The sequence below is a fragment of the Sphingomonas sp. Leaf242 genome (assembly GCF_001422045.1).
Classification (GTDB): domain Bacteria; phylum Pseudomonadota; class Alphaproteobacteria; order Sphingomonadales; family Sphingomonadaceae; genus Sphingomonas.
On sequence record NZ_LMLW01000009.1, the window covers coordinates 171,223 to 197,395 of the forward strand.

29 protein-coding genes are annotated in these 26,173 nt (G+C 55.4%); 3 read left to right on the forward strand and 26 right to left on the reverse strand.

The window, feature by feature from the left end:
• Positions 1–522 precede the first annotated feature (522 nt).
• On the forward strand, positions 523–717 hold the full coding sequence (locus ASF09_RS12060; RefSeq protein WP_060526444.1) for a hypothetical protein: 195 nt from the start codon (positions 523–525) through the stop codon (positions 715–717).
• A 162-nt stretch (positions 718–879) separates the two neighbouring features.
• The gene (locus ASF09_RS20330; RefSeq protein ID WP_156359337.1) at positions 880–1,050 is read left to right on the forward strand and encodes a hypothetical protein; all 171 of its coding nucleotides are present in this window, start codon (positions 880–882) and stop codon (positions 1,048–1,050) included.
• A gap of 4 nt (positions 1,051–1,054) precedes the next feature.
• Here ASF09_RS20330 and ASF09_RS12065 read toward each other — a convergent pair whose 3' ends face one another.
• From ASF09_RS12065 to ASF09_RS20350, 25 genes are all read right to left on the reverse strand, one after another.
• Positions 1,055–1,447, reverse strand: coding sequence for a hypothetical protein (locus tag ASF09_RS12065; RefSeq protein WP_060526445.1), 393 nt, complete (start codon positions 1,445–1,447; stop codon positions 1,055–1,057).
• A gap of 4 nt (positions 1,448–1,451) precedes the next feature.
• Complete coding sequence (locus tag ASF09_RS12070; protein WP_060526446.1) at positions 1,452–1,973, reverse strand: hypothetical protein; 522 nt, start codon at positions 1,971–1,973, stop codon at positions 1,452–1,454.
• Positions 1,974–2,019: 46 nt separating this feature from the next.
• Positions 2,020–3,453 (reverse strand): SGNH/GDSL hydrolase family protein, encoded by a 1,434-nt coding sequence (locus ASF09_RS20335; RefSeq protein ID WP_156359338.1) that lies wholly within the window; start codon positions 3,451–3,453, stop codon positions 2,020–2,022.
• Positions 3,450–3,998 carry a hypothetical protein gene (locus ASF09_RS20340; protein WP_162237253.1) on the reverse strand — a complete coding sequence of 183 codons (549 nt, stop codon included), beginning with the start codon at positions 3,996–3,998 and terminating at the stop codon, positions 3,450–3,452. The genes ASF09_RS20335 and ASF09_RS20340 overlap by 4 nt, the downstream gene beginning before the upstream one ends.
• Positions 3,999–4,043: 45 nt before the next feature.
• Positions 4,044–4,325 carry a hypothetical protein gene (locus ASF09_RS12080; RefSeq protein ID WP_156359340.1) on the reverse strand — a complete coding sequence of 94 codons (282 nt, stop codon included), beginning with the start codon at positions 4,323–4,325 and terminating at the stop codon, positions 4,044–4,046.
• Between the two features lie 35 nt (positions 4,326–4,360).
• Positions 4,361–5,131: a hypothetical protein gene (locus tag ASF09_RS12085; protein WP_156359341.1), complete on the reverse strand. Its 771-nt coding sequence runs from the start codon at positions 5,129–5,131 to the stop codon at positions 4,361–4,363.
• On the reverse strand, positions 5,131–5,445 hold the full coding sequence (locus ASF09_RS12090; RefSeq protein ID WP_060526450.1) for a hypothetical protein: 315 nt from the start codon (positions 5,443–5,445) through the stop codon (positions 5,131–5,133). Before ASF09_RS12090 ends, ASF09_RS12085 begins: the two co-directional genes overlap by 1 nt.
• A complete protein-coding gene (locus tag ASF09_RS12095; RefSeq protein ID WP_156359342.1) occupies positions 5,445–10,418 on the reverse strand; it encodes a fibronectin type III domain-containing protein in 4,974 nt (1,657 codons plus the stop codon). Before ASF09_RS12095 ends, ASF09_RS12090 begins: the two co-directional genes overlap by 1 nt.
• Before the next feature lie 192 nt (positions 10,419–10,610).
• Complete coding sequence (locus tag ASF09_RS12100; protein WP_060526452.1) at positions 10,611–12,260, reverse strand: hypothetical protein; 1,650 nt, start codon at positions 12,258–12,260, stop codon at positions 10,611–10,613.
• Complete coding sequence (locus ASF09_RS12105) at positions 12,257–12,694, reverse strand: DUF6950 family protein (protein ID WP_060526453.1); 438 nt, start codon at positions 12,692–12,694, stop codon at positions 12,257–12,259. Before ASF09_RS12105 ends, ASF09_RS12100 begins: the two co-directional genes overlap by 4 nt.
• 17 nt (positions 12,695–12,711) lie before the next feature.
• Positions 12,712–13,386 (reverse strand): hypothetical protein, encoded by a 675-nt coding sequence (locus ASF09_RS12110; protein ID WP_060526454.1) that lies wholly within the window; start codon positions 13,384–13,386, stop codon positions 12,712–12,714.
• The gene (locus tag ASF09_RS12115) at positions 13,386–13,985 is read right to left on the reverse strand and encodes a hypothetical protein (protein WP_060526455.1); all 600 of its coding nucleotides are present in this window, start codon (positions 13,983–13,985) and stop codon (positions 13,386–13,388) included. The genes ASF09_RS12110 and ASF09_RS12115 overlap by 1 nt, the downstream gene beginning before the upstream one ends.
• A 49-nt stretch (positions 13,986–14,034) precedes the next feature.
• Entirely contained in the window at positions 14,035–16,371 is a 2,337-nt protein-coding gene (locus tag ASF09_RS12120) for a hypothetical protein (protein WP_156359343.1), read from the reverse strand.
• A gap of 8 nt (positions 16,372–16,379) precedes the next feature.
• A complete protein-coding gene (locus tag ASF09_RS20345) occupies positions 16,380–16,646 on the reverse strand; it encodes a phage tail assembly protein T (RefSeq protein ID WP_156359344.1) in 267 nt (88 codons plus the stop codon).
• A gap of 17 nt (positions 16,647–16,663) precedes the next feature.
• Complete coding sequence (locus ASF09_RS12125; protein ID WP_156359345.1) at positions 16,664–17,125, reverse strand: phage tail assembly chaperone; 462 nt, start codon at positions 17,123–17,125, stop codon at positions 16,664–16,666.
• Entirely contained in the window at positions 17,125–17,544 is a 420-nt protein-coding gene (locus ASF09_RS12130; RefSeq protein WP_060526458.1) for a phage tail tube protein, read from the reverse strand. The genes ASF09_RS12125 and ASF09_RS12130 overlap by 1 nt, the downstream gene beginning before the upstream one ends.
• Before the next feature lie 49 nt (positions 17,545–17,593).
• Positions 17,594–17,953 (reverse strand): tail completion protein gp17, encoded by a 360-nt coding sequence (gene gp17 / locus ASF09_RS12135; RefSeq protein WP_082444275.1) that lies wholly within the window; start codon positions 17,951–17,953, stop codon positions 17,594–17,596.
• Between the two features lie 8 nt (positions 17,954–17,961).
• Complete coding sequence (locus ASF09_RS12140) at positions 17,962–18,411, reverse strand: HK97-gp10 family putative phage morphogenesis protein (protein WP_060526460.1); 450 nt, start codon at positions 18,409–18,411, stop codon at positions 17,962–17,964.
• Positions 18,408–18,731, reverse strand: a complete 324-nt coding sequence (locus ASF09_RS12145; RefSeq protein WP_060526461.1) for a phage head closure protein — start codon at positions 18,729–18,731, stop codon at positions 18,408–18,410. The genes ASF09_RS12140 and ASF09_RS12145 overlap by 4 nt, the downstream gene beginning before the upstream one ends.
• Positions 18,728–19,030: a head-tail connector protein gene (locus ASF09_RS12150; RefSeq protein WP_060526462.1), complete on the reverse strand. Its 303-nt coding sequence runs from the start codon at positions 19,028–19,030 to the stop codon at positions 18,728–18,730. Before ASF09_RS12150 ends, ASF09_RS12145 begins: the two co-directional genes overlap by 4 nt.
• Before the next feature lie 66 nt (positions 19,031–19,096).
• Entirely contained in the window at positions 19,097–20,251 is a 1,155-nt protein-coding gene (locus ASF09_RS12155) for a phage major capsid protein (protein WP_060526463.1), read from the reverse strand.
• Positions 20,251–20,892, reverse strand: coding sequence for an HK97 family phage prohead protease (locus ASF09_RS12160; RefSeq protein ID WP_060526464.1), 642 nt, complete (start codon positions 20,890–20,892; stop codon positions 20,251–20,253). Before ASF09_RS12160 ends, ASF09_RS12155 begins: the two co-directional genes overlap by 1 nt.
• 4 nt (positions 20,893–20,896) lie before the next feature.
• Positions 20,897–22,024 (reverse strand): phage portal protein, encoded by a 1,128-nt coding sequence (locus ASF09_RS19820; RefSeq protein ID WP_162237254.1) that lies wholly within the window; start codon positions 22,022–22,024, stop codon positions 20,897–20,899.
• 126 nt (positions 22,025–22,150) lie between these two features.
• Positions 22,151–23,707: a terminase large subunit gene (locus tag ASF09_RS12170; RefSeq protein ID WP_235529813.1), complete on the reverse strand. Its 1,557-nt coding sequence runs from the start codon at positions 23,705–23,707 to the stop codon at positions 22,151–22,153.
• Positions 23,708–23,814: 107 nt separating this feature from the next.
• On the reverse strand, positions 23,815–24,216 hold the full coding sequence (locus ASF09_RS20350) for a hypothetical protein (protein ID WP_156359346.1): 402 nt from the start codon (positions 24,214–24,216) through the stop codon (positions 23,815–23,817).
• 70 nt (positions 24,217–24,286) lie between these two features.
• On the opposite strand from ASF09_RS20350, the gene ASF09_RS12175 reads away from it, so the two are divergent.
• On the forward strand, positions 24,287–24,763 hold the full coding sequence (locus ASF09_RS12175) for a hypothetical protein (RefSeq protein WP_060526467.1): 477 nt from the start codon (positions 24,287–24,289) through the stop codon (positions 24,761–24,763).
• 504 nt (positions 24,764–25,267) lie between these two features.
• Here the strand turns inward: ASF09_RS12175 and ASF09_RS12180 are convergent.
• On the reverse strand, positions 25,268–26,137 hold the full coding sequence (locus ASF09_RS12180) for a hypothetical protein (RefSeq protein ID WP_060526468.1): 870 nt from the start codon (positions 26,135–26,137) through the stop codon (positions 25,268–25,270).
• Positions 26,138–26,173: the final 36 nt, after the last annotated feature.

Genomic DNA, 26,173 nt, shown 5'->3' on the forward strand with positions numbered 1-26,173 from the left:
GATGACGCCAAAATTCCCAAGAGATCGAGATTTTCACGCTGGTTGTCTGTCGCGCGGAGCGGTCATACCGTCTGGCGGATGGCGCAGACTATTCGCGTCCAACCAAATCTTCGCGAGTCGATTGCGCGCTTCGTCAAGTTCGCGTATTGTGTCAGATGGTAAACGAACAATCGAGCCGAGACGAGCCGCCGTCTTCATCGATTTCCAGAAAGGCCGTGCCATGTCTCGCGTATGTCGTATCGTCTCTTTCGGCGTACTTACAATTAATCATCGCGTTAGTGATCGTGTAAGCCGTAGTGACGCTACTGTCAACAAATATGCTATTCCACTAGTTGGTGTACTTGTTCGTCGTGTTAGTCATATCGGTATTAATGCGTTTGGTAGTCGAGTTAGTAATAGCGGTGTTAGCGCGTTTGGTCGCCACCATCGTTTTGCGCGCACGCCAACAAATAGCCCGTACAGTGGGTTTGCCGCGCTTGCCGTACTAAACGCCGTAATGGTCCATGTACCAGAGTTTCGGTCATGAACGAACATGAGGCGTCGGTCGCAAATCGCCTTACCGATGCGGGCCATCCGTATGTCGCTGGCTTGACTGTGTGGGCGATGCAAAAACGCGAAGCGCCAAAGGGACTGCGTCTGCGCACGATCACCTTCGGTGGCGTCATAGCCTCGTGGCCATTCGTGCAAAGCGCGCTGAAGGCGCACGGTTGGATGTAGCGCGCGGCCCGCAACAAAACGCGCGAGATTGCAGATGAGCAATTCGTGCTAACGGATATTAATTGCGAATGCTTGCGCATTTGATGAAAAGTTAATATCAAGTGAGCAGGAGGGCAATCCGCATCAAAAAGCGCACGCGGCGCGTAGAATTGGATTGTCTCAATGAAACTCACCCAGATGATGCACGACATGGTTGTGGCCTTCGAGCCGCAACGAAACCCGCGTCCCGCGCTGATCGCGTTGGCAATGTGTCTGACATGCTTGGTGGTTATAGCGGGGCTGGCATATCTTGGTGGAACCGGGTTAGCGGCGCTGGCCAAGACATTCTGGTGACCGCTTACGGCTTGGTGCTGTCGATCCCGCCCAACGCTTCCTTGAGCGCTGCCACCGACATGTTTCGAGCAAACTTGATCACGCCGATTCCGAGTGATCCCAAAAACATTCCGACCATGGTTGCTACCATGACTGACATCTCTTTCTCCTCAACGATCACAGCCGTGAGGAGAAGAACGAGAAGCGTCACGAGGAGTTCGAACCGCCAGACCTTCTTCCGTTTGGTTGGCGTAGTGACGGTTATTCCTCGGACGATAAGCGCGGCAAGACAGCCGCACACTACCGGTATAAGCCATGCGTAAGCGTTGGGTGAGGTGATCGCGACACTTGTTCCCGCTGCCGTTGCGCCAGCCGAGAAGATCAAGCCGGATGCGCTGGCGATGCGTTCTATCATCATCTATTTAATGATAAAGTCGGCCAAGCGTGACGCCGATGGCGAGCGCGCCTGACAACCCAACCAGACCGGTAAAGCGTTTGAGTTGAGCGAACCGGAAGTCCGAATAAACGACATTCGAAGGCGAGCGCAATTTAAGGATGATATCCGCGCGATACATCCGAAAAATCGCCATCCAATAAAATAGCGGTGCCAAAAACAGGAAGTCCATGAAGCGCTTCACTGTAAGGATTCGCTGAATGGTTGCCGGGGCGGCATCACCAAACGAGATCATGTAAATGGCATCGGGAATGCAGCGCATCAACACCGCTGTGCAGCATGCCAAAACGAGCGAGTTCAACGCCCATGATGGATCATAGCCGTAGCGACGATCGGCCCATAGCTGCTTCACCTGAACGAGCGCCAAGGTAAGCGCGAGCGTGCTGGCAACGATCATCGCAAACAGCACGAACGCGAACAAGTTCGATGAACCGTCGAATGAAGCGGGGAATGGCGAGTTCGTCATTCCTAATGTCACAGCGCGCTCCATTAGCTACACCGCACCAACGCCATTTGATGTGATTTTATCGTTCGCATCAGATGCCACCGCGATACAGCTTTCGAATATCCTCGGCGTAAACCGAGGACAAAAAACCATACCCGAACGGAGAGGGATGAACCGTTCCGTTCGTTTCGTAGAAGCCGATCCCCTGCGCTTTCGCAAACGATACGAGGCGTGAACGCATGTCGAGGATTGGAAGGCCATTCGCCATCGCTACCTGTCGAGTGGCGGTAACAAAGCTCTCTTGGGTGGAGCTTAATCCGCCGGTATCGCCATCGTAGAGCGGCAACACGATGCAGAGATCACAGATAGGTAGATAGGCGTCAATCGCTGCCTGTAGGTTCGCCTGATAAACGGCAACGGAGATTGATCCGCGCCAATCGTTGATTGGGAAATCGGCGAGATACATGTAGTCGGGCGCTATGGCCTTGGTCATCGCAATCTGACCGCCAAGCGTATTCGAATTATCGCTAAACCGTGCCGAACGCGCACCCGAGATGCCGAGGTTATGAACGCTGATTTGGCGACGCCCAGCGGTGTCGTCGAATGCATCCACTCCAAGGATGATGCTTGCGCTCGTGGCGCTCGATGCCTGCGTGAGCGTCAATGCGTTCAAGCCCGTCGAACCACTATCGATGATAGCTGTCTGGATGCTGTTCGGATTTGCGCTGTTTACCGGGATATTACCCGTTCCCGACGAAGCCGTGAGGTTGCGACCGGCCCGATCGTTGTAAATGCGAACGCGCCATTTACGAACCGGAGTGAGCGGCGTGTAGGTAATGCTGTCGCCCGCTGCCGCCAACTGGATCGCGTTACCGCCTGCCGTTTGAACTGAAGTAAGGCCAACCGTCCCAGTCGAGGTAATGCGCGAGTCACCAGCCTTGTAATTGTCGAAGGTTTGCGCGGTGCCCCAAGAGCCATGATCACCATAATAGTTCTCTGCCCCGGCATTGATCCCCATGCCGTTGAGGCGTGCTGCAATCTGCGGCACCAGTCCGGCTGAACCTTGGGTCGATGGTGAAACATTTTGCTGTCCCGCCACGGTTGAAGGACCAATGACGACGACATTGATATCGCGATCGGATCGAGCCATCGCAGCGCGGACGCGTAGTGTGTTTGCCGGGGTGGCGTAGGTGACCGGAAGCCCCGCGCTCGATAGTGATGGTGCTATCGATGCAGCGGTGAGAACGGGATTAACCTTCGCATCAGCGGCGGAAGCGCGAGCGGTCGTATCGCCACCTACGGCAACAATCGCGGCACTTGTGAGGGTAGGGTTTGCTTTGGCGTCCGCTGCCGCATCACGAGCCGTTTTATCGCCAGCGGCTGTCACCGCAGCTTGCGTCAAAGTAGGGTTTGCCTTGGCATCGGCCGCAGCCGATCGCGCGACCGGATCGACGATACCAGCGGCATTCATAGCCGCCAAAAATTCCGCTTGCTGTGAAGCGGTCATTTGAGAAAGAATTGTCATGCTGATAGCTCCAAGTAATTGGAGTCAGAAAAGCGAAGTGGCTCCAAGTTTAAAAAGGTAAGGGTTCGCGACGGCGCGACAGCGACCGGCGCATAGGCTGCAATCTTGATCGTGAAGCGCGGTGCGTCGATCGTCTCTGGATCATTCTTCCGGGTGATTCGGGTGATATATCGACTGATTGGCGCGCTATTGTAGTCGGCAACTGCGGGTGCGCTAACATCGACGGTTAGGCTTCCAGCCGCGATCGGGTCTTTGCCGTCATGAAGGCGTTCCGCGATCTCCCATCGAAGACCGGAACCGTCCAGTAGTCGTTCCGATATAAGGCCATTCAAGCGCCACATAGCGACAGGGTCGGGACCGGGAACAACGGTAGCATCGAAGTAACCGCGTGATACTCGCTCCGCGTCGTAGATTGAAAAGACGAAGGCACGGTCCGTCAACGATTCAGGGACACCAGCGCCATTGGTTGGCTGATAAGCGAACACGATAGGTTCGCCAGCGGCAACGCGCATGGTCTTCGTTGATAGATTGATAGTTAGAGCCATACACTTATTTATCTTGGGCATGGCTCTATCGAGACATTGGGTAGGTTACGCGGTTGGCGTTTCCTGAAGTGTTACCGGAGTGTATTGACCAATGAGCGAGGGCAATTCCTGATACAGCGTGTAGCTGACCATGCTTCGCATTTCAGCGATCTTACGACGCGAACCGAGCGGGAAGTTTGCCGGGAGTGTATCCAGCAAAGCCGCCAATGCGGTGTCATAGGTCATCGCAGCGTCCCTTGCTCCATTGAGAGCGGCGACATCCGCTTCAATGAATTTCGCAGCCATGGATTCGAGTTCTTCAACGGTTGGTTTAGATGTAGTCGCCATTCTTAATACCTCTTCTATTTCCTTTATTTAGCCATTCAAAAGAAGGTCGCGCCGACTGGAATGCCCGTCACATCGATCGACATGATTTGATTGGGGACATCCCAACCATCGCCATATTGTTTGTATTCGGAGTAGGGACCGAAGCTGCCTAACACATCGTCTACAGACACATTGGCTACCTGAACCGTCGAACCGTTATCTTGGATGGATGCGCCATACGCCTTGCCATCAATGCGGCCCCTGATGTTCTTACACGAGGTCAAACCGTCTCCCGGATCAATGGCAGGGTTTCCGCTATCGTAACAAGCTGGTGAACAGCGCGAATGCGCGCCAACCGTTGAGCACGCGTAGGCCATGGTTTTGCCGGGATAATTCTGCGCCTGTCCGCTGCCGCCCGGAGCGCTGCTGACCAGCTTCATCGGCCAATAGTTGCTCGAAAAGACGCATAGGTTCGTGGCTTGATTATAAAGCTGAAAGAGCCCGTTGTTCGCAGGGAGGTTCGGCGTCCAGTCGAAGATATAATAGGTGAAAGGCGAGCCTACAGCGCCGCTACTCGCGTAGTTTATCACGGTGCTGTTATATTGCTGAACATACATCGCAGCCGCATAGCCGTTCGTTTGCAGCGCAACGATTGGGTAGGACATTCCCGCTGTATCTATCAGGATCGTAGAGGGGTTGGTGTTGCCGCCACTTCGATTGCCTGTCGCTCCCGTTCCGGACTTTCGACATACGAAGCCAAGCATACTCGCGCTAACTTGAAGCCTATTCGCTACCGGATCATAGAATTCTACAACTGCATCAGCCATCAATATATACCATAGATAAATTGCGTGTTGGGGCGCTTGTAAGCCTTGTCCGTTTCTGGATACGGATAGGACCAAGTGAGCGTGTTCCCGCTGATATTTAGCTGAACGCCGCCACCGCGATTATCGAAGTTGTTCCTGATACTGAATGCGAACGGCACACAGTTTGGATACTGTGTGAACCGTCCATCAACGATCGTTCCGGATTGCGCTCCACCCGTGAAGTCCCAACCGACATTGGCGACGCCCGCAAACTTGAAAAGTCGATCGCCAAGCCCAAGCATGGGGGTTCCGTTCTCTGCCCAAAGTTGCAGCATCAGAAACCAATCTTCACGGCCAAGTTGCCGTTATTGTAGTAGACGCGGGTTCCGTTACCGTCCCTCTCCACGCGTCCGCCAGCGCCGTTGTAGGACACAAGCGAACCGATGTTTGCCGAGATCGCAGACAACGAACCAACCGAAAGCTTGTTCGCTTGAATCGAGCTGGTAGTGATACGATCGCCATCAACGATCGTGCCACCGTAGTTGGCCACGAAGTTTGCACCGCCACGCCATGTGCACATGATGATGAAATCACCACCTTTGCCGAGCGACCAGTCAACACCGACATCGAAGTAGGTTCGACCCTGACCCCAAAAGACATAAGTCAACTGGTTTTGCCAACCAACCGCGCCCGCGCTGATCGTTACGGAAGTCGGGTTGCCGTCATTGCCCGTCCATAGAATGTAGCCGTCCGACCACCTCAACGCGCCATCCCGCCACTGGAAGTCGCAACCAATGACGGTGATATCTCGTGCACCGATCATCAGCGAATTCGCCTTGATCGTGTTCGCCGCGATTGCGCCGCCTCGAATTTCGGTCGAGTCCGCGCCGTTCTTCCAATTGTTGAGCGTGCCACCACCGCCGATGCTGATCTTACCCGGCTGGATAGTGGTAGCCATCGTGTTGATGCGATCCGCAGGCGAATTTGCCGAAAGCGCGATCGAACCCAAATCGAAGCTTGCGCCGAGACCGGTGTTCGCGACTTGGACAAAGTTCGAGATCACGCTTCCGGCGCGGATGGTGTTCGCGTCGAGTGTGTTCGCGGTGATGCGATCACCGTTTAGACTTCCAACAGTGATTTTGTTCGTCGTGATCGCGCCGTCTGCGATGAGCGTTGTATCGGAGACGCGAACGATCGAGCTATAAAACTGGAAATACCCCTTGTGCGTGCCCTTAAAGCGAAACTGCCAACTGTGGCAGTCGTAGCTGTTCGTCACCACGATCTCTTTGAAGATGACGCCCGATGTAGGAGCGGTGACGCTATTGCCATCGACGGCATCCGGGTTACTGCCGACACCAGTTTTCAGGGACAACCACTGAACATTCGGCATGTGGATTACGGGGTTCATCGAACCAACGAAATCTTGGTTCGCAAAGAACCAAACGCGAATGCGATATGTTGCGCCCGCTTCGACATTGAAGAACGGCGTTGACCAATCCTTGGTCGTGTTGTCTCCAGCCACAGAAAGGATATTCGCAGACGATGGCCACGCCGCATTGGTAGGGACAACATTCGCGATCGTGTTCCCGGTCGTCCAGAATGCCGCGTCCCGGAAGTCGTTGTCGGGGATGATGCTGTCCGAGCTACCGACCGCAAGCTTTGTGGCGGTGATGGCACCAGCGGCAAGCTGTGCGGTGGTGATCGTTCCAGCCGAGATTTCGTTAGCCGTGATTGCTCCCGACGCGATCTGATTGGCGGTGATCGAGCGAGCGGTTAGCTTGTTGGCGTTGACGGTCCCGGTGACGATCCTGTCGCCGTTGATGCTTGTTCCAACACCCGCATTGACGACTAAATCGGACCCGCCATTCCAAGTAGCGATGTTCTTGTAATCGCCATTGAATGCGACATTATAATCGGTTGTCCAATCGAGCCGGTTAGGCTTTGTTTTCGTGTTCCAAAGAAAATAGAATGGTGCGTTCGTGTATCCCGCAACACCAGCGGCAATAGCCCATGAAGTGTAGTTGCCGTTGTCGTCAACATACTGCAAAAATCCACCGTCCCAGCGAACCACATTGTCCGCATCGACACGGATGTTCATCCCGATCGTCGAGAACGGGCGTGTCGCAAGAACCAGCTTGTTCGCCGTTATGCTGTTTGCCAAAACCTTGTCGGCAGTGATTGCGTTAGTGGCGATCTCGTTACCGGTAATCGTATTCGCCGCGATCTGGTTTGCTGTGATCGTGTCCGCAGCAATCTCGTTCGAGGTGATGGTGTTTGCGGCAAGATTGCTCGCCACGATCGTGCGACCGGCGATCTGGTTTGCGGTTATCGTCGAGGCTGCAATCTCGTTCCCCGTGATGGTGTTGGCCACCAAGTCGGCTGCAACGATCGAACGAGCCGCGATCTGATCAGAGGTGATGGTGTTCGCCGCGATCTGGAGGGCGGTAACCGAATTGGTGGTGATTTTCCCGCCATTGATCGTCGTGATACCGCTATTGATCTGCGCGCCCGTGTCTATCCAGCCACCCCAAGCTGTGGTCGAAGTGCTGATACGGTTCCAATAGCGCCCGTAGCTATCGCGAACCTCTTGGTGAACCGGACCACCGGAAGGGTCACCCCACTGAACCGAAGTCGTGAGGCCACCGTATCCGCCAACCGCCGTTAAGCCGATGTTCGCGAGGTTTTTGAATTCGGTAACGATCCGCGTTGTGCCGTATTGACCGTAATAGAAGCTTGGCGGTGAATCGACGGTTCGGGTGTCTGCGAACATCAATCCGCTTGTGACGCGGCTGTCCAAGGTCTGTGCGTATGTGGCACCGACCAGCGTCCCTGCCGGTGCGCCGCGCGTGGCATCGAGAGCGCCTGTGTAGCCAAGACCGGGCAAGCTGACTTGGCCGCTACCAGCGCCACCAAGCTTACCATCCGAGCCGATCACGATCGCACCAGCCGCGATGCGATCGGCTGTGATCGATCCTGCCGCAAGCTGGTTGGTGGTGACGGTTCCTGCCGTGAGCTTGCCGCCATCGATCGTGACCGTGTTCTGGTTGATCCGGGTAGCGGGATCGTTGGCGCGAAGCTCTATCGTCTCCGATAGCGTGCCGCCCACCAGTGTGCCTGTAGGAGCCCCAACGGTCGCGGCGCTTTCCACGGCTGACAACCGGATATCTGCGATGTCGTGGTAGGTGCCGCTTACGACCAATACCGGAGCAATGTTCATCGTGACCGCGTCGCTTGGAACCGCGATCGATTCCTTGACCATCGTCCAAGTGTTCGCCGCGCCTACAAAGCTGTTGAAGCGATAGCCGGTAACTGTGCCCGCACCGTTCTGGAAACCGATGTCGAAAGCGATCTGTTGCCCAGCAATTTGGGCGCGTTTCCAGTAGCTGATAAACAGCTTTGTAATTCCGGAGGTGAGCGGGAAAGTAGCGCTGCGTGGCGAAGCGTTGTTCGCGGTCGCGTGGAAGTAGTTGCCGGGATCGCCAGCGACTGCTTGGACTCGGGTGAGTGCCCCGGCTAGAGTCCAGCCATTGGTATTTGTCAGTAGGCTCGCGTTCGGTAGCATGTTTTCGCCGCTCGTGGCGAAGTCATCGGGACGACCAGCGCCGCCGACGCTGTTCCAAGCATTGTCGGTGTAAGTCGTGAACGAGATGTCAGACATTGCCGCGCCGAAGTCTTTGAAGTGACAATGTGGGACATAGTTGAGCCCAGAGGCAACCGGATAAGTTCGACGCGTAACGCCGTCCGTGCGGAGATAAACATTCACATTGTCATAAGCGATCTCGAAAACGGTATTGCCGTCGTATGTTACGCCCGTGCCGTCCTGCGTTGTTCCAATGTAGAAGTTCGCAATGTTGCCGCTCGTGCGGATGCTGAACAACAAGCTATCGAGATAGCGATTGGTGCCAATGAGAAGACCAACCGCCAGAGCGTAGCTCGCGTATGTTCCGCGCCATGAGAAACGCATCCCGCCGGGGAAGCGCTGGATCGGAGTAACAACATCACCCGAAGTGGTCGGAGTGCTCCAATCGGAAGTCGCACCAACCTTCGTCAAGCGGTTACCCGTGATGACGATATTCGACGCCGGTAGAAGTCCGTTATAGCTGAATGAGACATCGGCCGTAGCGTTGTCGGCAGGTTTCCCGGCACCAACAATCTTGGTCCAATCAGCGCGCGTGAATGCGTCCCCGATGGTGTTAGCGCCCGTGACATTTGCAACGCTGATCGTGGCAGGAAGCGAGGTGGTCGGAACAAGAGCCGCACCCGTAATGGTGCCCGTCGAGATGTCCGCGCCGTTTACGCTCTTCGTCCAAGCGCCGTTGACGATCCGGTAGAGTTCCTTGTTGAACATGACCAACGGCGTGCCCGCGTAACCTGTCACGGAAGGCAACGCGGTTACGGTAGTGACCGGTGACAGACCGTCAACGAAATCAGACGCGACAATGCCGCCAGCCGTTGTAGCTGAAACAGGGTTGGTGAGCGCGCTGGCGTTGCCCGATGTATCGACAGACTTGAGCCAAAAGTAATAGGCGGTGGCCTGTGTAAGACCGGTTGCGATATAGCGCCCCGGCTGTCCCGGAACCGCGTTCACCGCATCGATCTTAACCGCCAATGTGCTATCGCTCGAAGCACCACGCCAAATCTCAATCGTGTCGAGATCGGTATCGCTGGCGTTGGTCCAAGACAGGGTAGCGCCGTTGTATGTGGTGGCGACGCTCAACCCAGTTGGTAGTGCTGGTGCGATGGCGTCTTTCGCGGTCGAGATGCTGACTTCCGGCGAGTAACCGGATTTCACATTGTTCTTTATCGCAAGGACTTTGGCCGTGATCGTCTGGCCACGCGGAACGGTAGGCGCGTAGAAGGTGGCGGAGTCCGCGCCGTTCTCGACATAGTTGCCGGAACCTTGCTTGATCGCGATGATGTAGCGAACGCCAACGGTTGTTGATGCAGTCCAAGTGGCGCGGAAGTCCGCGCCAATATCAGTGAGCGATGATGCCAGCGCCAAGCCGGTAGGGACGGGCGGGGCATCGGTGTCGAAGTATGTCGAACCGTTGATCTTGGCCAATGCCTTGTCGAGGTCGGAGATAACTGTTTCGGCAGGACGCCCGCCAACATTGGTTCCCGCTGGCGCACCCTTCGTCGCGCCGTCATCGATCCCGGTGAGCTTATCCCCTTCTCCCGGACTGATATCCCCAAGCTTTGTGGGTAGTCCGGTGATGGTGTCATATTCGACTACCGCCGCTGCGGTGATGAGGTGATCAGCCAACCAAGGGCCGAAGATGCCTTCAACCATTCGGTAGCGGGCGCGCACTTCGACATCGGTAGATGGAGCGTTAGCGGTGAAACGAAACTGTCCCGCCGCTGGATCAAACGCAGCGGCCTGTTCGGTCCACTCCGCTTGCCCAACGATGCGGGATTGAATTTGTATGGATAGGACTCGACCCGAAGTTTCAGGTGTCCATGTTACGAGGATTTCAGATACTTGGCTCACCCAAGTATTTATTCAAGTTCCTTGGTAGGTGGTGCTCGACAGTCGAAGGTTCTGAACAGAAATGGTCATGCTTGCGTCATAGCCGGGTGGTCGGATCGTAGCGGGTAGGGGCTTTGCTTCGTCTTTATCCCACGCATAGACTTCCGGCGATTCTTCACGAAGCGTCATTTGGAAGATCATGTCGTGCGTTTCGGTCTGTTCCTGAACGCGAAACAGCTTGTTGTTCCAACCCTGTGATGGAAGCGACAGTGTGAGAAGTGATCCTACCTGAACCAAGAACGCCTTTGGACCCCAAGTCGCCGTGAAGAAGCCGGGAGTCTTTGCCTCACGCGCGACGAATTGCTTGGCGATACGCTGGCAACTTTCCGCTCGATTGACGAAGCCAAGGTCGAGAGTGAGTGTGCGCGGTACCCCGTCTGATAAATCGTCCGTGACGATCTCACCCCAGTCCACAAGCTGGTAAAGCTCATCGGGATTGGCGAACCGCCCACGCACGATGTTGTAAGTGTCGCGGGTAGGGCCAGAGGGTGTCCAATCGTATGGCGTGGGTGCGCCGGGAGCCCCTACAAGGTCATTCGCGTCGAAGGCTACCTTCGGTCCGAAGGTGTCGTCATAGCCGCCTACAAGCGTGTATTGTCCGCTTACATCGGTAAGCTTGGTGCTTCCCATCGCGGCGGTGATCGCGTTGATGACTGTATCGTGGGTATCCGCCGTGCTCACGATCCCATCGGCGGTGTAGCGCTGGACGGTTCCGCCACCGGCTGTCTGGACGCGCTCTTCGCAGACATTGGCAAAGGTGCGGAAGTTATCGAGATCGATACTCTCGATCCCAACCCCCATGCCCCATGCGAGCTTCCCGTTGATCCGCCAACCGAGCAAATAGGTGAGCAAGGCGAGCGCCGGGTTGCGCCCGATCTCGACAGCGCCGGGCCCATGCCATGCCCATGTGTTTTGATCATTCGATCGATGCGAGCCGGAACCGCCACGCGTGCTGTCCTGTCGTGGATCGTAGAGTGGGCATCCTTCAACAATGGTGGTGAGCTTCGAAGGGATGCCTTGTGGCCAAGCTTTTGCGTCGAGCTTGTAGTCTATCGCGATGTATGCACAGCCGGTGAAAGTCGCGGATGCTGTCCAGTAGCTACCAGAGCCGAGCGGGAAGCCGTTCCCCGGTTTACCTTCCGTGACAGCACGAAAGCTCGTGATGCCGTTCTGGTGAGCTACAAGAGCGCCCTGCCAAGTCAGAGTTTCTTCGAGGTAGAATTGCGTGATCGCATTCACGCGATGCGACGCCAGAGCGATCACCTGTGCGTGACGATCTTGCTTCGATCCGTAAGTCTCGCGAAAACGCATATCTGCCGCCGCCGCCGTGCGACCGAACACGACTTTGCGAGGCGTGGAGGGGACTATGGTGACATTCAATCGATCCGCCATTGAGTTCGACACGGTTGCCGATTTGCGAAACAGCGTTGAGATGGCGGACAGGCCAAGCGAAATGCCAACGCCAACGACTGCTGATGTAATCGCCGCCATGGTGGCTGCGCTGATCGTGGTAGCGGCAAGGCCGGGTGCAAGTCCCGCCAGCGCTCCGGCGATCGGTGCGGCAAAGACAACGATCGCAACCGCAATCGCAACGACGGCAACGATCTTGATAATCTTACTCATGCCGCCACCTCGAAAGGCACGCGGAAAGCGTAGCGACACGCCGATGTGGGCATGGTGAGCAAGCCTTCCTGCCCTTGCTGCCGACCAACGAAGTAAGAGAAGCGTCCCACGCAAATTCCGGTGGTGGTGCGATCGAACATCATCACATCGCCACGCTGTGCGAAGTGTGGCGAGATCGGCTCACCAAAGATCGACTTCATCGTCTTGAGAAGTGTGCCATCGCCGTGTTCGCGAAGCGCAAGGGCCGCACCAGTGGCGGTGTCATATACATCGCGAAAATCTTCGACTGGATCGTCGCCAGTCATTACCCTCACGCAGTTAGCGGCAAACAGTGCGCAATCATGCGAGCCCCACTTGAAGGGTTCTTCAGCTACGCGGTCGAGGTAAAGGGAAAGTCGTTCTTCCCAATCTTGGTGGCGGACAAAGGTTTTCACCTGCTATTTATTGCAACTTACTCCAACGCCGCTCTGTTGTTGTATGCCGCCCGCGAAGTTCCGCCACCACCGCTGTAACTCGAAGTGGTCGAAGCTTTCGTCGGGGCAGGGTCGCCGTTCGCAATCGCCGTTGACGAGTCTTGCGAGCTATCGTTCGGATCATACGACCGCTGGTTTTGATATGTCTGGTTCGTCGCGTTGCTAACCTTACCACCATGGCTTTCGATGGTGAGCGTGATGCGGTGGCTCTGTCCGTCCGCCTGAACTGAAAGCTTGTCCATCGTTCCGCTGCGAATTCTCCTGAACAGCCACACAGGCTGCGCGAGCGGATTTCCGGTGTCGATCTTAACCGCGCGCCAGAAAACTGCGCTACGGCTCTGAAATTCAGCGGGTAGAACCATTGCGGCGGAAATGGCTTCGGGAGGTGCGGACGAGACATTCAGCGTGACGGTAAGCTCATTCGAGCCGCCCATCGTGAAAGTGTTCTCGCCAATATCCACGAGGTCTGGATCGATCGCGTCGAAAACCTGATTATCGAGCAAGCTATCGCCGCTGTTCGCAGGCGCTTGGATCGATCCAACCCCTGTCCAAACCCATAGAGTTTCTGACTGGAAATCGAGCCGAGCCGCTATGGCGGTGATGATCGATGGTGCGGTGACAGCACCGACTAGCTCGGGAGTATTGTTGCGCATCAAACAACCTCCCGCGCTTGGACAGGACCAAATTCGCAAGCCTGATCGCGAGTGAGCGTGTAACTTTGGCCTTCCGATGAAGTGAGGCCGAATACGCCAACCGGGTTTACGAAGTTGACGATGGTTCCTACCGCGTATTGCTGGCGAAGCTCTGGCGCGAAGCTTATGGTGGCCGCGCCGTTCGCGTCGGTGAATGCTGCCGCTTCTGTCACTTGAAGAAGCTGCGTCCCAATCTGGAAATACTGCCCTTTACGAAGACCTGTGCCAGCATTCGCAGCCCAACCTTTTACGGAAATGGTCCCGTTGTAGTTGTAGCCGATTGTGGCGAGGGTGAGTCCGGTGGTGGTGAAATTGTAAGGCTGGCGAGGAGCGAAGGTGAAACTACCTATTTGCCCGTTCAAGATTTTGAGCCAACCATCGATGAATTCAGCATTGTTCCACGACATCGCAGGCCACGACCATTCGAGCATCCATTGGGACCCTCCTCCGGTGGTGGTCTGCTTGTATGTCCACGGCGACTGCGCAACTGACTGGCGAAGTTTAAGGACCAACTTGTAGGAAGCTGGCGACTTGTTGGGAAAGGCGAGGGGATAGATCACGAAAGTATTTAGGAAGACACCCGTTCATTCGCGCGATGACGCTTCGTCGTCACAGGTTGGGACGACGAAGCTTGGTCATCGTGGCGTTCACCGCCTGATCACGGAAGACGGGGGCAAGCTCCATCGCCGCCTGCATCGCCAACGCCTTTACCATTGCGGGATCGTTCGATGTGATCGAACCGAAGGTGACATTGACACCGCCACGATTATCGTTCGCCGCGCTGCGCATCGCGTTGTTGGTCATCACATTTGCGTTCGCGCCAATGCGGACAACTTCCGGCCCGCGCTCGCCAACGAGGTAGCTACCCGGTGAGGTCATGCCGCCGTTCGCACGAGCGCCCTTTATCAATCCACCGAAGATGGACCCGAGAAGACCGCCACCGCCGCTATCGCCACCTCCGAACAAGAGATTACCCAACGGTTTGATAATTGCCTGTTGAAGGCCAATCTTGATCAACCCGTTCAGGATCGTCTTCGTCATATCGGTGAAGGCATCGCCAACCGACTTGGTGCCATCAATGACACCAAGCAATCCGTCTTGGAGGTTCTTGAGGCCATCGACCTGAACCTCTTCGAGCGCATCGTTGATCTCCCCCTTCGTCTGCGGGATGGCGTCCAGATAGGCTTCAAGAGGCGATTGGTTCTGTCGGCGGCTTCCCTCCTCGGCGAGCGCTTTAAGCGCTGGAAGGGCCTTTAAACGGGCTTCTGCCGCCTCTCGTTCGGCCTTGGTCGCCTTGCCCAGCTTGGCTAGTTCGATCGTATTCTCAAGCTGGAGGCGCTCTTGCTCAAACTGGTTGCGGACAAGCGCCAACGCCTTATCGCGACGGTCACGAGTGGAGCGCGAAAGGCTCATCTCCGCCGACAGGGTGTCGTTCTCGATCTGGAGGCCGTTTAACGAGAGGTCGAGGCGATCCCTTGCGATCTCCGCATCACGATCGCGGATTGATCCGTCATACTCTGCGTCGAGGATTTCCTTGTCGATCTGGCGAAGCTGTTTGGCCTGCGCTTCTGTGTAGCGCTTCTTCCCCTCTCTGACTTGCTGATCGGTGCCGGTGTCGGCTGTGAGATCAGCGTCGTTGATGAAGTAGCGGTTGCGACGCTGCTGTGCGCCAAGCTCCTGCCGTTCCGTGGGATCGGTGGTTAGATCGGCCTGCGCAGCGTAGAGTTCAGCACGAGCGCCAAGGAATGCCTTCTCCCACTGCGCGGTGAGTTCGTCATCAGACTTCAGCTTAACCGTTGGCGTCTTCGGAGTTTTTGTCTTTGATCCAGATGGTATGGGAAGTGTGCCTGTCGGTGTGCCACTACGGTCGATCTTCAAGCCATGCCGCGACCGAGCTTCCGCCTTCGCGATATCTTCGCGCTCGGCAAGCATCGCTTGCATGTCCGCATCGTTCTTATCGCGCCCTTCGCGTATTCCGGCATTGTATCGCTTGGTAAGATCATCGTGTAGCGCTTGACGCCCGGTCTTCGTTGTTTTGAGTTCGTTTCGCGCGTCGGTAGAAACCTGACTTGTCGATTTCCCCCGAAGGCGTCCCATTAGCAAGGTCGGGATGTCAGAGTTAAGGTCTACGCCATTTGCAACGCTCATCAACTTCTTCGTGTCCATCTGCGCAAAGAAGTTCGCAGCCGCCGAAGCCGCCTGAATGAAGGCGTTCGCCAACGACATAATCGCATCGGCGTTCTGAATGATCATTCCCGCCATTTCTGCGTTCAAGATCATCTTCATTGTATCAAGCTGATCGTTCACCTGTCCGCCGTTGCGAAGAAGATGATCGTCCAACACTATCCCGTAGCTTTCCGCCGCCTGTGCGAGCGTGTCGAAGCCCTTTGCGCCGCCACTCATAAGAAGGGTGAGGTCGCTTGCCGATTTACCGAAAAGCTCGATAGTCTTCTGGTTGCGCTGCGTAACGGTCCCAAGCTTCGAGATACCATCCATAGTCTGGCGCATAGCGGTGTCAGTGTCGGTGCTCGTCACGCCGAGATCGTGGAAAGTCTTCGCAAAGGCTTTGTTGCCGTTCTGTGCAGCGCCAAGATTCTTCGCAAACTTCTCCACGGCTGCGTCGGCGTTCTCCATCGAGGAGCCGGAAAGCTGTGCTGCGTAGCGGAACTCCTGAATGGTCTTGGTGGTAGCGCCGGTTCGATCGGCAAGGTCAACGATTGCGTCACCGTAATCGAACGCCTCTTGGATGCGCTGCTGTAGGACATCGACAGAGAACGCGCCGATGAACCCGCCAGCGAAGCCGATCGCGGCATTCTTGGCAAGGTTCATGGACGAGGTGATTTGATTTGCGGTCTGTGCGGTGGACGCTGCCACCTTTTTCATACCCGCAATAAATTGTGCGCTTTCAAGCGCGAGATCGACAACAAGGGAACCAACATTAGCCATGTAGATATTTAGGCTACGGGTGGTTCCACGGCCTCGACTGCGATTGGACCAAAGAATGCATCGAACTTATCTTCAAGTGAGATTGCCGCTTCGGCTTTGGCTTTGAGGCGAGCAGTTTCTTCGGGATCGCGATCGAAGAATTCTGGTAAGTCTCCCTTGTAGTTAGCATACCAGAGCAACGCTGAAACTATGCTAGAGCGATCATCATCAGCGGGTGAGCCGAACGGTTCGAGCGAATGGTAAGCTTCCCATTCTGCCAACTCGTTCGGCTCCATCTCTTGATCAAGTTGCTTTACGGTTTTGCCGAGCGCGAGCGCGAGCCGGAAGACGAACCGCCTGTGCGGGTTTTGCCTGAATTTTTTTTTAATGCTTCGGGGTCGCGTCGGCTATGCATCGTCACTGCAACCCAAATATTCTTGATAACATCATAGTCGATTGCCGCGAAACGATCGTAGTCATCAACCGTGAACACCTGCTCACCCGTTTCATCAACGATAGCGTGGATGACCGTGAGAATGGATTGGTCGTAGAGATCGACGCGAGCAAGCCCTTCGCGATCGGCTTCGGGCTTTGCCTGATCCTCTTTCCAAGCCGTGTGCTCGGCATCGTTTGCGTAGATGGCGTCAAGCAATGCCATGCGGGCTTTCAAAGACAGTGCACGAACGAGAACGCTTCCGCCCCATTCAGGCACTTCAACTTCGGTAGTGACCACAGGTGCCGCCAAGATCGCCTCTCGTGAGAGGAGATTCGCCATTATGCAGTGACCGGAGCCTGAACGACCGAACCGGTAATCTCGAAACCTGCGGAACCGGTGATCTGCTTATCAACCGCGCCACCCTTTTCATTTGTAAGAACGAAAGCCGAGAAGGTGTAAATGGTTGCGGAAGTCGTAACCTTTAACTCAACAACAGCCCCGCTGGCGCGAGCGGTATCGAGTGCAGCCTGACCGGCATCGCCTTTGATGACATTGTAGGACAGTTTGAACTGACCCTCGTCCATTACGCCGATCATCTTTTCCTTGCTGCCCGAGTCAAGGTCGGTGATGTCGATGACCGCTGCGGACCCGCTCCCGATGCCGGAAAAGTCAGTGATACCGCCGATCTTCGTGGCTGCGCCCGAGCCAACTTTAATCGTTACGGTAGCGCCTTTAGAATTTACAACATTGTTAGCCATGAGACTCCTGAAATTTTGATTACAGAAGTATTTATGCTCACAGCTTCAATCAGTCGGTTGTGAAGAACTTGAAGAACAGCATGATACGATGAAGCGTGACATCCTCCGTATCATCCACGGCTACAACCTCATTGAGCCAAGACGCAGCGTGCACGCCATCTTCCTGCCAATCGCGAAGGCTGTTGCGTATCGAGCGAGCGAGGTTGCTGGCCTCTCTATACACCGTCGAGGAAATCGATATCTGAAATGTAACGAACGAGTCGTTCGAGTAGCCGTCAAGGGTGTTGAAAGTCTCGGTTTCGAGGCACTGATACACCGCGCATGGTGTCTTGTAGTTTGCAGGCGCAACATTCGGGTAGACATTCGGACATAGCGTTGAAAGACGCGCGTATAGCTTTGGTTCGATCATGACGATATTTATGCGCCGCGCTTCACAAGCTGTTTATTCAGCACCTTTGAGATTGTCTCGATGATCGAACCTTGCGAAGCGTTCAGCGCGCGGAGCATGAACGGGTCGGCGGTGTTGCGAATGCTTCCAAATTCAACAAAGGTCGCGTGATACGCACCAAAGATCGTTACCGCGTTATGGACTTCCGTAGCTTTCGAGCCCTTGGTTTTCTTGACTTTTACGCTGTTTACGATCTTGTGGTGCGTTTCCTTACGCGTCCCACCACCCTTTGTATGGCGTGTGCGAATTTCGCCTTCTGTAGTTTTAGGGGAGTTAGGAGCCGTCTTGATAACTTCCTTACGCAGCACCGCCGCACCAGCGCGGTTGGCAATCTGCCCCGCCTTGGTAGCCTCTTCCTTCGAAAGACTTTCCAATCGCTTTTGGAGGGCGGCAAGACCGCTCATATTGAAGTTGATCACCGGGTGACCTCTTCCATTGTGAGCACCATCGATGCGCGACGGTCGGGCTCCTCGATCGCAATGATATCGTAGAGCTTCGTATTTACGCGGATACGCATCGAGGTTTTGAGATCGGCGCGCCAGCGTATGAGGAAGCGCGTCATGGCGAATGTTTCGCGGCCCCCGGATCGTGCCGCGTCCTGCGTGCGCATCTCCAGACGCTGTGCATAGATCGTGGTCACCGCGTCGAAGGTGCTGATCTCTTGCCCATACTCATCGCGACGAACGGTAGGTGTCAGTAGCTCAAGCTTGCGATCCAGCTTCCCCGCTTCGATCTTCACAGCCGTGCGATCCGGAATGGCGCGCAAAGGCGGCGGACGGTGGTCATAACCGTATCGGTAGCGCCCTCACGGTCTGCAAAATGGGCGGCGACGAACACGGCAATGGCGTGTTTGATTGATGTCGGGACGGCTGGCGTGACGATGCCAAGGAGCGGATCGTCATAGGGGAGGTAGGTGCGCCCCGTGTGGTGCTCGATTACATCGATTGCTGAATCCACCAGCATGTTCAGTGTATAGATGTCGGTGGAAGGATCGAGCCGGAGCCATTCCTGAATTTGTTCTTCTTCGATGATGTTCATAATGATATTTATGAAAAGAGCCGGGAATCTCTTCCCGGCTCAAGTTTGTAGACTTTAGTTTTAGTCTTATGCCGCAACCTTCAGAAGCACGAACGCGCTCTTGTCGCGAACCATGCCGCCGACGCGCTTGGTCGAGTAGAAACCAACATACGGCTTGTTCGAGTAAGGATCACGCAAAGTGCGGATGCCGACACGATCAACGATCTGGTAGCCAAGGTTGAAGTTGCCGAAGATTACCGGGAGGGCATTCGCAGCGATTGCCTGCGAATCTTCCGACTCAACGACATTGTAGCCGCCAAGCTTACCCGCATTGTCGGCAGTAACCGGCGAATAGAGGTAGTTGCCCGTCGAGTCCTTGAGGGTGCGAATCGCAGCCATCGAAGACGAAGCCACCATGAAGGTAGCACCCGTGCGGTATGCTGCCGGGAGGGTCTGAATCATGTTAAATACGAAATCAGCCGACTTGGTCGAGTCCGAAAGAGCCGATGCGAGGCCGGTCTTGACGGTTGTGATGCCGGTGGTGGTCAAAATGCCCTGCGGCTTGTTGACGCCATCCCCCGACATGAACGCAACATTCTCCATCTGCGCAAACTTCTGTGCAGTTGCATCGATGATGAAACCTTCCACATCGAATGCGAGATCATCAAGCGCCGTCTGGGAAACGAACGGGTTCGCGTATACTTCGCCGAACGGAACCTTCAGTTCAGCAAGGGTAGGCGCGGCGGTTTCGGGACGAGCCGATGTTTCGCCAACCCAACCAGCGCCAACATTCTTGTCAGTGGTCAGGATGCGATAGTCGCCAGACGAAACTTGAATGACATTTGCGAGCGAGCGGATCGGCGACAGGGTGACGAGCGACGAATAGATTCCGGACTCGACAACCTTGGGAAGGGCAACGCCAGCCGAGTTGGCATCACCAACGACCATGGCCTTCTTCTCAAGAGCCGAAAGCTCATGCTCGCCTACGCCTTTGCGCGACCAAGCATTCCAAGCGGACTTGTGCTCGGTCTCTTCCTGCGAAGCGCCAGCACCGATCGCGGGGCGGGCCATCTTCTTTTCAAGGGCAGTGATGGTTTCGTTGATCGCGGCCATCTTCGACTCGATCAAGGTGTCCACCGAACCCTTGGTCGCCATTTCAGCGAGCTTGGTATCGTTGGTGGACTTCAGTTCGGTGAACGCTGTCTGGATTGCGTTCAGCGTAGTATTGATATCGTCGCTCATTATTCTCCTAAAAGTTTCGACAAGAGGGCGTTGGCCGCGATAAGGTTGGCCTTGTGATTGTATTTAGTCTCGGACGATGCCGAGACGGCTTCGACGAAACTCTTGGCTTCGGCGAAGTTCATTCCAAGTCTTACAAGCTCGCGCTCAAAGTCTTCGGGCTGCTTCATGGACTTCACATCAACGATGCGAGCCTTCGAATTTGCGGGAATGGTGACGACGGAAATCTCAATCAGGTCGAGAGATTTGATCGTGCGTGCCGGTTCATCGGAACCGATTTTGCCGTAGCTGACTTCCGTGGGGATATAGCCAATCGATAGGCCGGTGATCGCGCCAGCCTTCGAAGCAAGGTAGGTGTCTCGACCAACCTGCGTATCGATAAACTCGCCCGCTACCTTCAAACCAAAGTCATCTTCCGCAAGATCGGTCCAAAGACCAATCGGAAGGCTGAACATATCATGGTTCAAAAACATCAGCGGCTTCGCGCCGCTCTTGAGTGACTTTGCGAACGCTCCCGGTGCAATCACATCGCCGTAAGCGTCTGTGTTGTTAAACACGGCTCCATACCCGTCGAATGTCTTAATCGCGGTGTCTTCGGATGCCGCAAACTTGACTTCCGCCAAGCTGAATAGTTTCTTTTCCATATCTTTATTTAGGATCGGATGCCGCTGGCGTTCCCGACTTCGGGCCGTACAAATTTGCGGCTGGCATCGGCTTGTCTGAATCTGGATCGGTAAAGCGATCGAGTCCGACGAAATCGCGACCTTCGTTCGTAGTCATGAAGCCGTTTTGCTTCATGTGAGCGAGATAAGTTGCCTGATCGGTTGCGTTACCGCGTGTCATCTCACGACTATCGAGGAAGACGCGGTAGCCCTTCTTAATGTCGTCGTTGGTGAGTAGTGCAGCTTCGGCACTTTGCTCAAACCGTGCATACCAAGGGTTGAGCGTGTGCGTTTGGTGAGCCAAGAACATCTGCTCAACCGATGCGTAAGACGAAGAATCAGCGGCCTGCATAACCATCAATGGATTGACCCGCATGATCCGGCAAATCTCTTCGGTCTGGTAGCGGCGGGATTCAATGAATTGCGCTTCGTTCGCATTGGTCTGGACGGGCTCAAACTTGAGGCCACCGCTCATCACCGCCGTGCGGTGTGCGTTCGCAAGACCGCTCTGTTGAGCGTTCCATGAATCCGACAACTGTTTCTGCTGCTCTGGGGACAACTCATTATCGGTGGTGAGCATTCCAGACGGCTTCGCGCCGTTGCTGAACAAGCTTGCGCCGAATGTTTCGAGATTTGCGGCGAGCCCCATGGCCTGTGCGGCGACAGCTTGGAGAGACAAACCTTCAAAGCTGGTCATCGACGGTCCGCGAAGGTGCCAGATATTCCGCTGCTCATAGATCGGATTGCCGACAACATTCAGGCGGTAAAGAACTTCACCAAAGCTTGGAGTAGAAACCGAAACTGAACCGTGGGGCAGGGGGATTAGCTCAATCGGCTGGCCTCTCGCGTTGCGCGAAACGAAGACGAATGCGTTTCCAAGCAATGCGAGTTGTAGCGCGATCCATTCGCGAAATTCGAAGCTTGTCTGGTAGCTGTTTGGACGGCGTGCGAGGAGATCGTAAAGCGGGTGATCGGTCGCGGCTTCGCGTCCACCCTTCGGACTGGTGCGCTGTAGAATGCACGGGACTTGTGAGAGACCTTCCGCGATGACGCGGGCGCAAGAGAATACCGCCGATAGTTGGATTGCGTTCACACCAGCGTATGAACCAGACATCGCAATGTCCTGTCGGATGTCGGCAACGGAATGCGTTGGAAGTTCAACGATTGCGGTTGTAAGGCTCTTGGTTTCGGGCACTGGCCCAAGAAGCCAATCTATTAGTTTGCTCATCCCATATTTAGGTTAGACGAAGAAGAGTTGCGGCACCTTCTTCACTACCGGGGCTTTGTTCGAAGCGGCGAACGCGTAGAGTGCGGAGACGATAAGATCGATCTTCTCTGCTCCAGACTTACTTGGCTTTACCGGACGACGCGAAACGCCATTCTGTGCGGCGCAAACATTGGCTGCGCACCAGTCAAAGACAGGGTTGTTCGGGTGAAAAAGCTCGCCGTTCTTCAATGCGGCTTCAAAATCGTCCATAGCGACCGTCCATTCGGAGGAGTTCGATACGAACACGCTGGTGTTAAGCCCCAGCTTCTCAAACTTTTGCCGTGTGTTCTCGCCTTGCCAATTGTCGAACACGATCTCTTCGACGGCGAAGTGCTTACATAGCTCCTCAATCTTTGCCTCGATCTCTACGAAGCTGGACGCCGAGCCTTCCGTGACAATGAGATCGCCATTCTGGACCCACGACGCATAGGCGGGGGCGTTCGGACTATCGTCCACCGCGCCTCTTGGGACGAACGCGAATGGGAAAATGGCGCGCTGGCCGTGGGTAGGGAGGGGAACCACGACCACAATCGCGGTCAAATCCTGTCGGGTGGACATATCCACGCCGATGAATGCTTTGCGGCCCTTGAGCGCCGCCATATCGAGCGTATCGCTACCAGAGTTCGCCCAATCGACCTGATTGAGCCATCCATTCGCCGATGCGACCCACTGGTTCAGGTACTTTGTGCGCGCAAACGCCTGATTTGCGGGACTTTGAAGAGCCTTTTCATACTCGCCACGAAGGTATTCTTCCGAAACGGACACGCCAAGATTCGGATTGGCCTTCCGCCAGACAGAAAAATCGCGCCAATTGTCTTCTGGATCGATGGTGTAAATCGCCGAAAACAGGCGATCATCCGCCGAGGTGCCCTTGAGAACGGCTTCTGCGTCGAGCTGCTCGGTGCGGCAGATGCCCGCAAGGTGAAAACCAGCGGTCGAGATGACGAGTAATAGCGGTTGGCGCCGCGCGCCCATGCCAGTCCTGAAGGCTTGGATCTGCGTTGCGTCTTTCGCTTGGTGAAGCTCATCGCAAATGGCGACATGCGGCGATGATCCGTCCTTCGTCTTTGCAATGACCGGCACAAATTTGGAGCCGCTGTCTTCCGAGAAGATCGACTTCGCCATTACCTCCACGCCGAAGGCTTCCATAAAGCCCGGTGATAGCTCTGCCATTCGTTTGGCAGGGTTGAAGACCTCGTTGGCCTGCGACAGGTTGGAAGCGCCACAGTAGCCTTCCGCACCCGGCTCATTGTCCGCAAATGTCATGTAAAGTGCGATGCCAGCCGCCAGTAGCGACTTGCCGTTTTTTCTGGGGAGCAAAATGAAGGCGTTGCGGACCTTCCGAAGCCGTGTCTTTGCGTTCAGGAAGCCGAAAATCGAGGCGATGATCCAGACTTGGAACGGCTCAAGCTTTACCGGCTGGCCTGCCCATTCGCCTTTGATATGGACGAGCGCTTCGATGAACGCGCACGCGCGATCCACATGAGGTTCGGAGAAGATGATGTCGGTTCGTTCGAGGTCCGCGAGCATCCGAGCGGCGGACGATCGTACCTGCCACGATGCAGCGATCTTGCCGCTCTTGATCTTCTTCGCGTAGTCAACTGCGGTCCAAGCGAATGAGCCCTTTGCGTATCGCTTCACTTAAACTTTGCGAACCGATTGGCGGGTGAGGTTGTGTCAGAGCCGCGCGACAGGCGAGCCTTCGCCCCGCTGATGCCGAGCATTTCCATTTGTTTGCGTAGTTCGGAAACATAGGCGGCATTAGGAGGGGAACCGGCCTTCACAGCTTCGATGTATCCTGCCATCCACTGGCAATAGACTGCATAGAAGTGGCTATCGGCTTCGCGAGCACCACACGCTTTCACGCGCGAGATGTCTGCCGCCCATACCTCTTTACCAGCATCGGTGAGCCATGAGGGAGCGACGGGAGAGTCTGCCGCAAGCTCGACGATCGGCGCTGTCGCGCCATCCACGCATTCTTTGTAAGTACCCGCAAGCTTCTTGGTTGCGGGATTTTTGAGTTTCGGGCCTCGTTGCATGAGGGTATTTAGTTGACAGTCGCAACGAGTTCGTAGTTCGTGACCTTCACCGAACTATGGAGACACGATCATGTCACTTCTCGACAAGCTTCACGCGCTCATCGACCCCGCACTCAAGGAAACCTTTGACAAGAAGGCTTACGATCCCGTGAAGGATCGTGCTTGGGTTGTGTCGCGTCTCGAAGCCGCGAAGACGCAGTTTGCCAGCACCGAGGCGACCCGTGGTGGTGGCAAGAAGCTGTGGAAGCTCGCGAACGGCGTCGTAGCGTTTAGCCCGGTCCGCAAGGATGGTGCCCCGCTGGTCGTGAATGGCCAGACCACCAACTTCATCCCTTCGGAGCGTTTTGGAGATTTCCTCAACGCGATGATCGCCGCCGTGAACGCTGGCGAATTCGATAAAGAGTTCGAAGCCGACACGACCGCTGGCACCACCGTCAAGGTTCGCACGCCCCGCGCCCCTCGCGCATCGGCGGGCGGCACCGGCTGGTCCGAAGAGCGGAAAGCGAAGTTCGCGGCGACGATCGCTGCTCGGAAGGCGCCTAAATAAGGCGTGAGATCAGTGGGGTGTGAGGTCCACCCCACTATTTTTCTAGCCTCGGTGGACAATCCCTAGCAGCCGCCTACATCCCACGATGCGGTACCCGCGTAATGACGGAGGTTTGTTTTGTTTGAGTTAGAGGGATATTACAGGTTTAACTTTGGTGATGGTGATGGCTTTTTTAATGTTGAGGGAACGGTCCTTGGCTTTGAAGCGCCACTGGTTCGAGTAATGACCGAAGGGAACCAAGAGGCGGTGTATAACACAAGAGCTTCAAACTTTCAGTCGGCGATTAAGCTTCGCAAATAGCCCCGGATTTTAATTCAAACAGGTGAGAAAAAGACTGGGGGACGGTGGGGGAGATTGCCGCCGTGGCAGAAAAACACCCGCCCCCGGTCTGGTTCGGTTCCGTGGATCGATTTACCCCGCGATCCACGGTCGGCTTCGGGTAAGCCCTGATGACCGTCATCACGATTATCCATGAATGTATTTAGCTTCACGGCTCGATGCGTTCTATCGATGGACGAAAAAACTGATGAGCAAGAAGGCCGCGATCGTCCACGCCGCCATTCGCAACGATGTGATCATCTTCAGCGTGTCCTGCGCGCGTCGATCTCGCAAAGCCTCAAGTTGCGCGGCTCGATCAATCGGACGACCGTTATCGTGAGTGACTTCCTCCTCATCGGGTTCGTCGGCGGGATTGGCGACGGGAAGGTCAACCGTGGTGACGAGGAATAGTTCAGCCTCCTCTACTTCACCCAGTCGCGACAATGGCACATCGTCCTTTGCGTTCTGCACCTCGTGCTTCCGATCGCGGGTGAGCACCTTGATCTCATTCGTGCTGATCCCCGGCGACCAATTGGCATAGAAGCCATTCACTCCGCCGACACGCAGCGCGATGCTATCCACCTGTCGCGCCTCGATCCGGAGAGCATATTCTTGGAAGCGGTCGGGGTTCACATACAAATAGAATGCTACCGTGTCGGGCTGCGTTACATCTCGGAAATCGATGTCCGATGTATAGCTGACACCACCCCACACAGCGCAACGCTCGCCTTTCGCGTCCGCTTCTTCAATGAATAGGTTAAAGTCGGTGATGGTCCGTTCGGTGCCAAGCATCGAATATCGCGGCGCGTAGCCGCTATGTTCATCGGGATATAACGACGCGGTGATCGTGCGCTTGGTCTTGGCTCCCGGTTCTGCGTCCGGTTCGGCGTATCGATCACCGATTTGCGTCTTGTCATTTAGGACGACGGACTTCGCTTTGAAATTCAAAGTCCATTGCCACGGGATATAGTCGCTTCCTACCTTTACACCCGCGTCGTCAAGCTCGTTCAGCGACCAACTATAAAGACTCTTCAAATCGGATTGATCGTTGAACACGATCGTCCGGTCAAAATGTTCTCTCAAAGCTTTGCC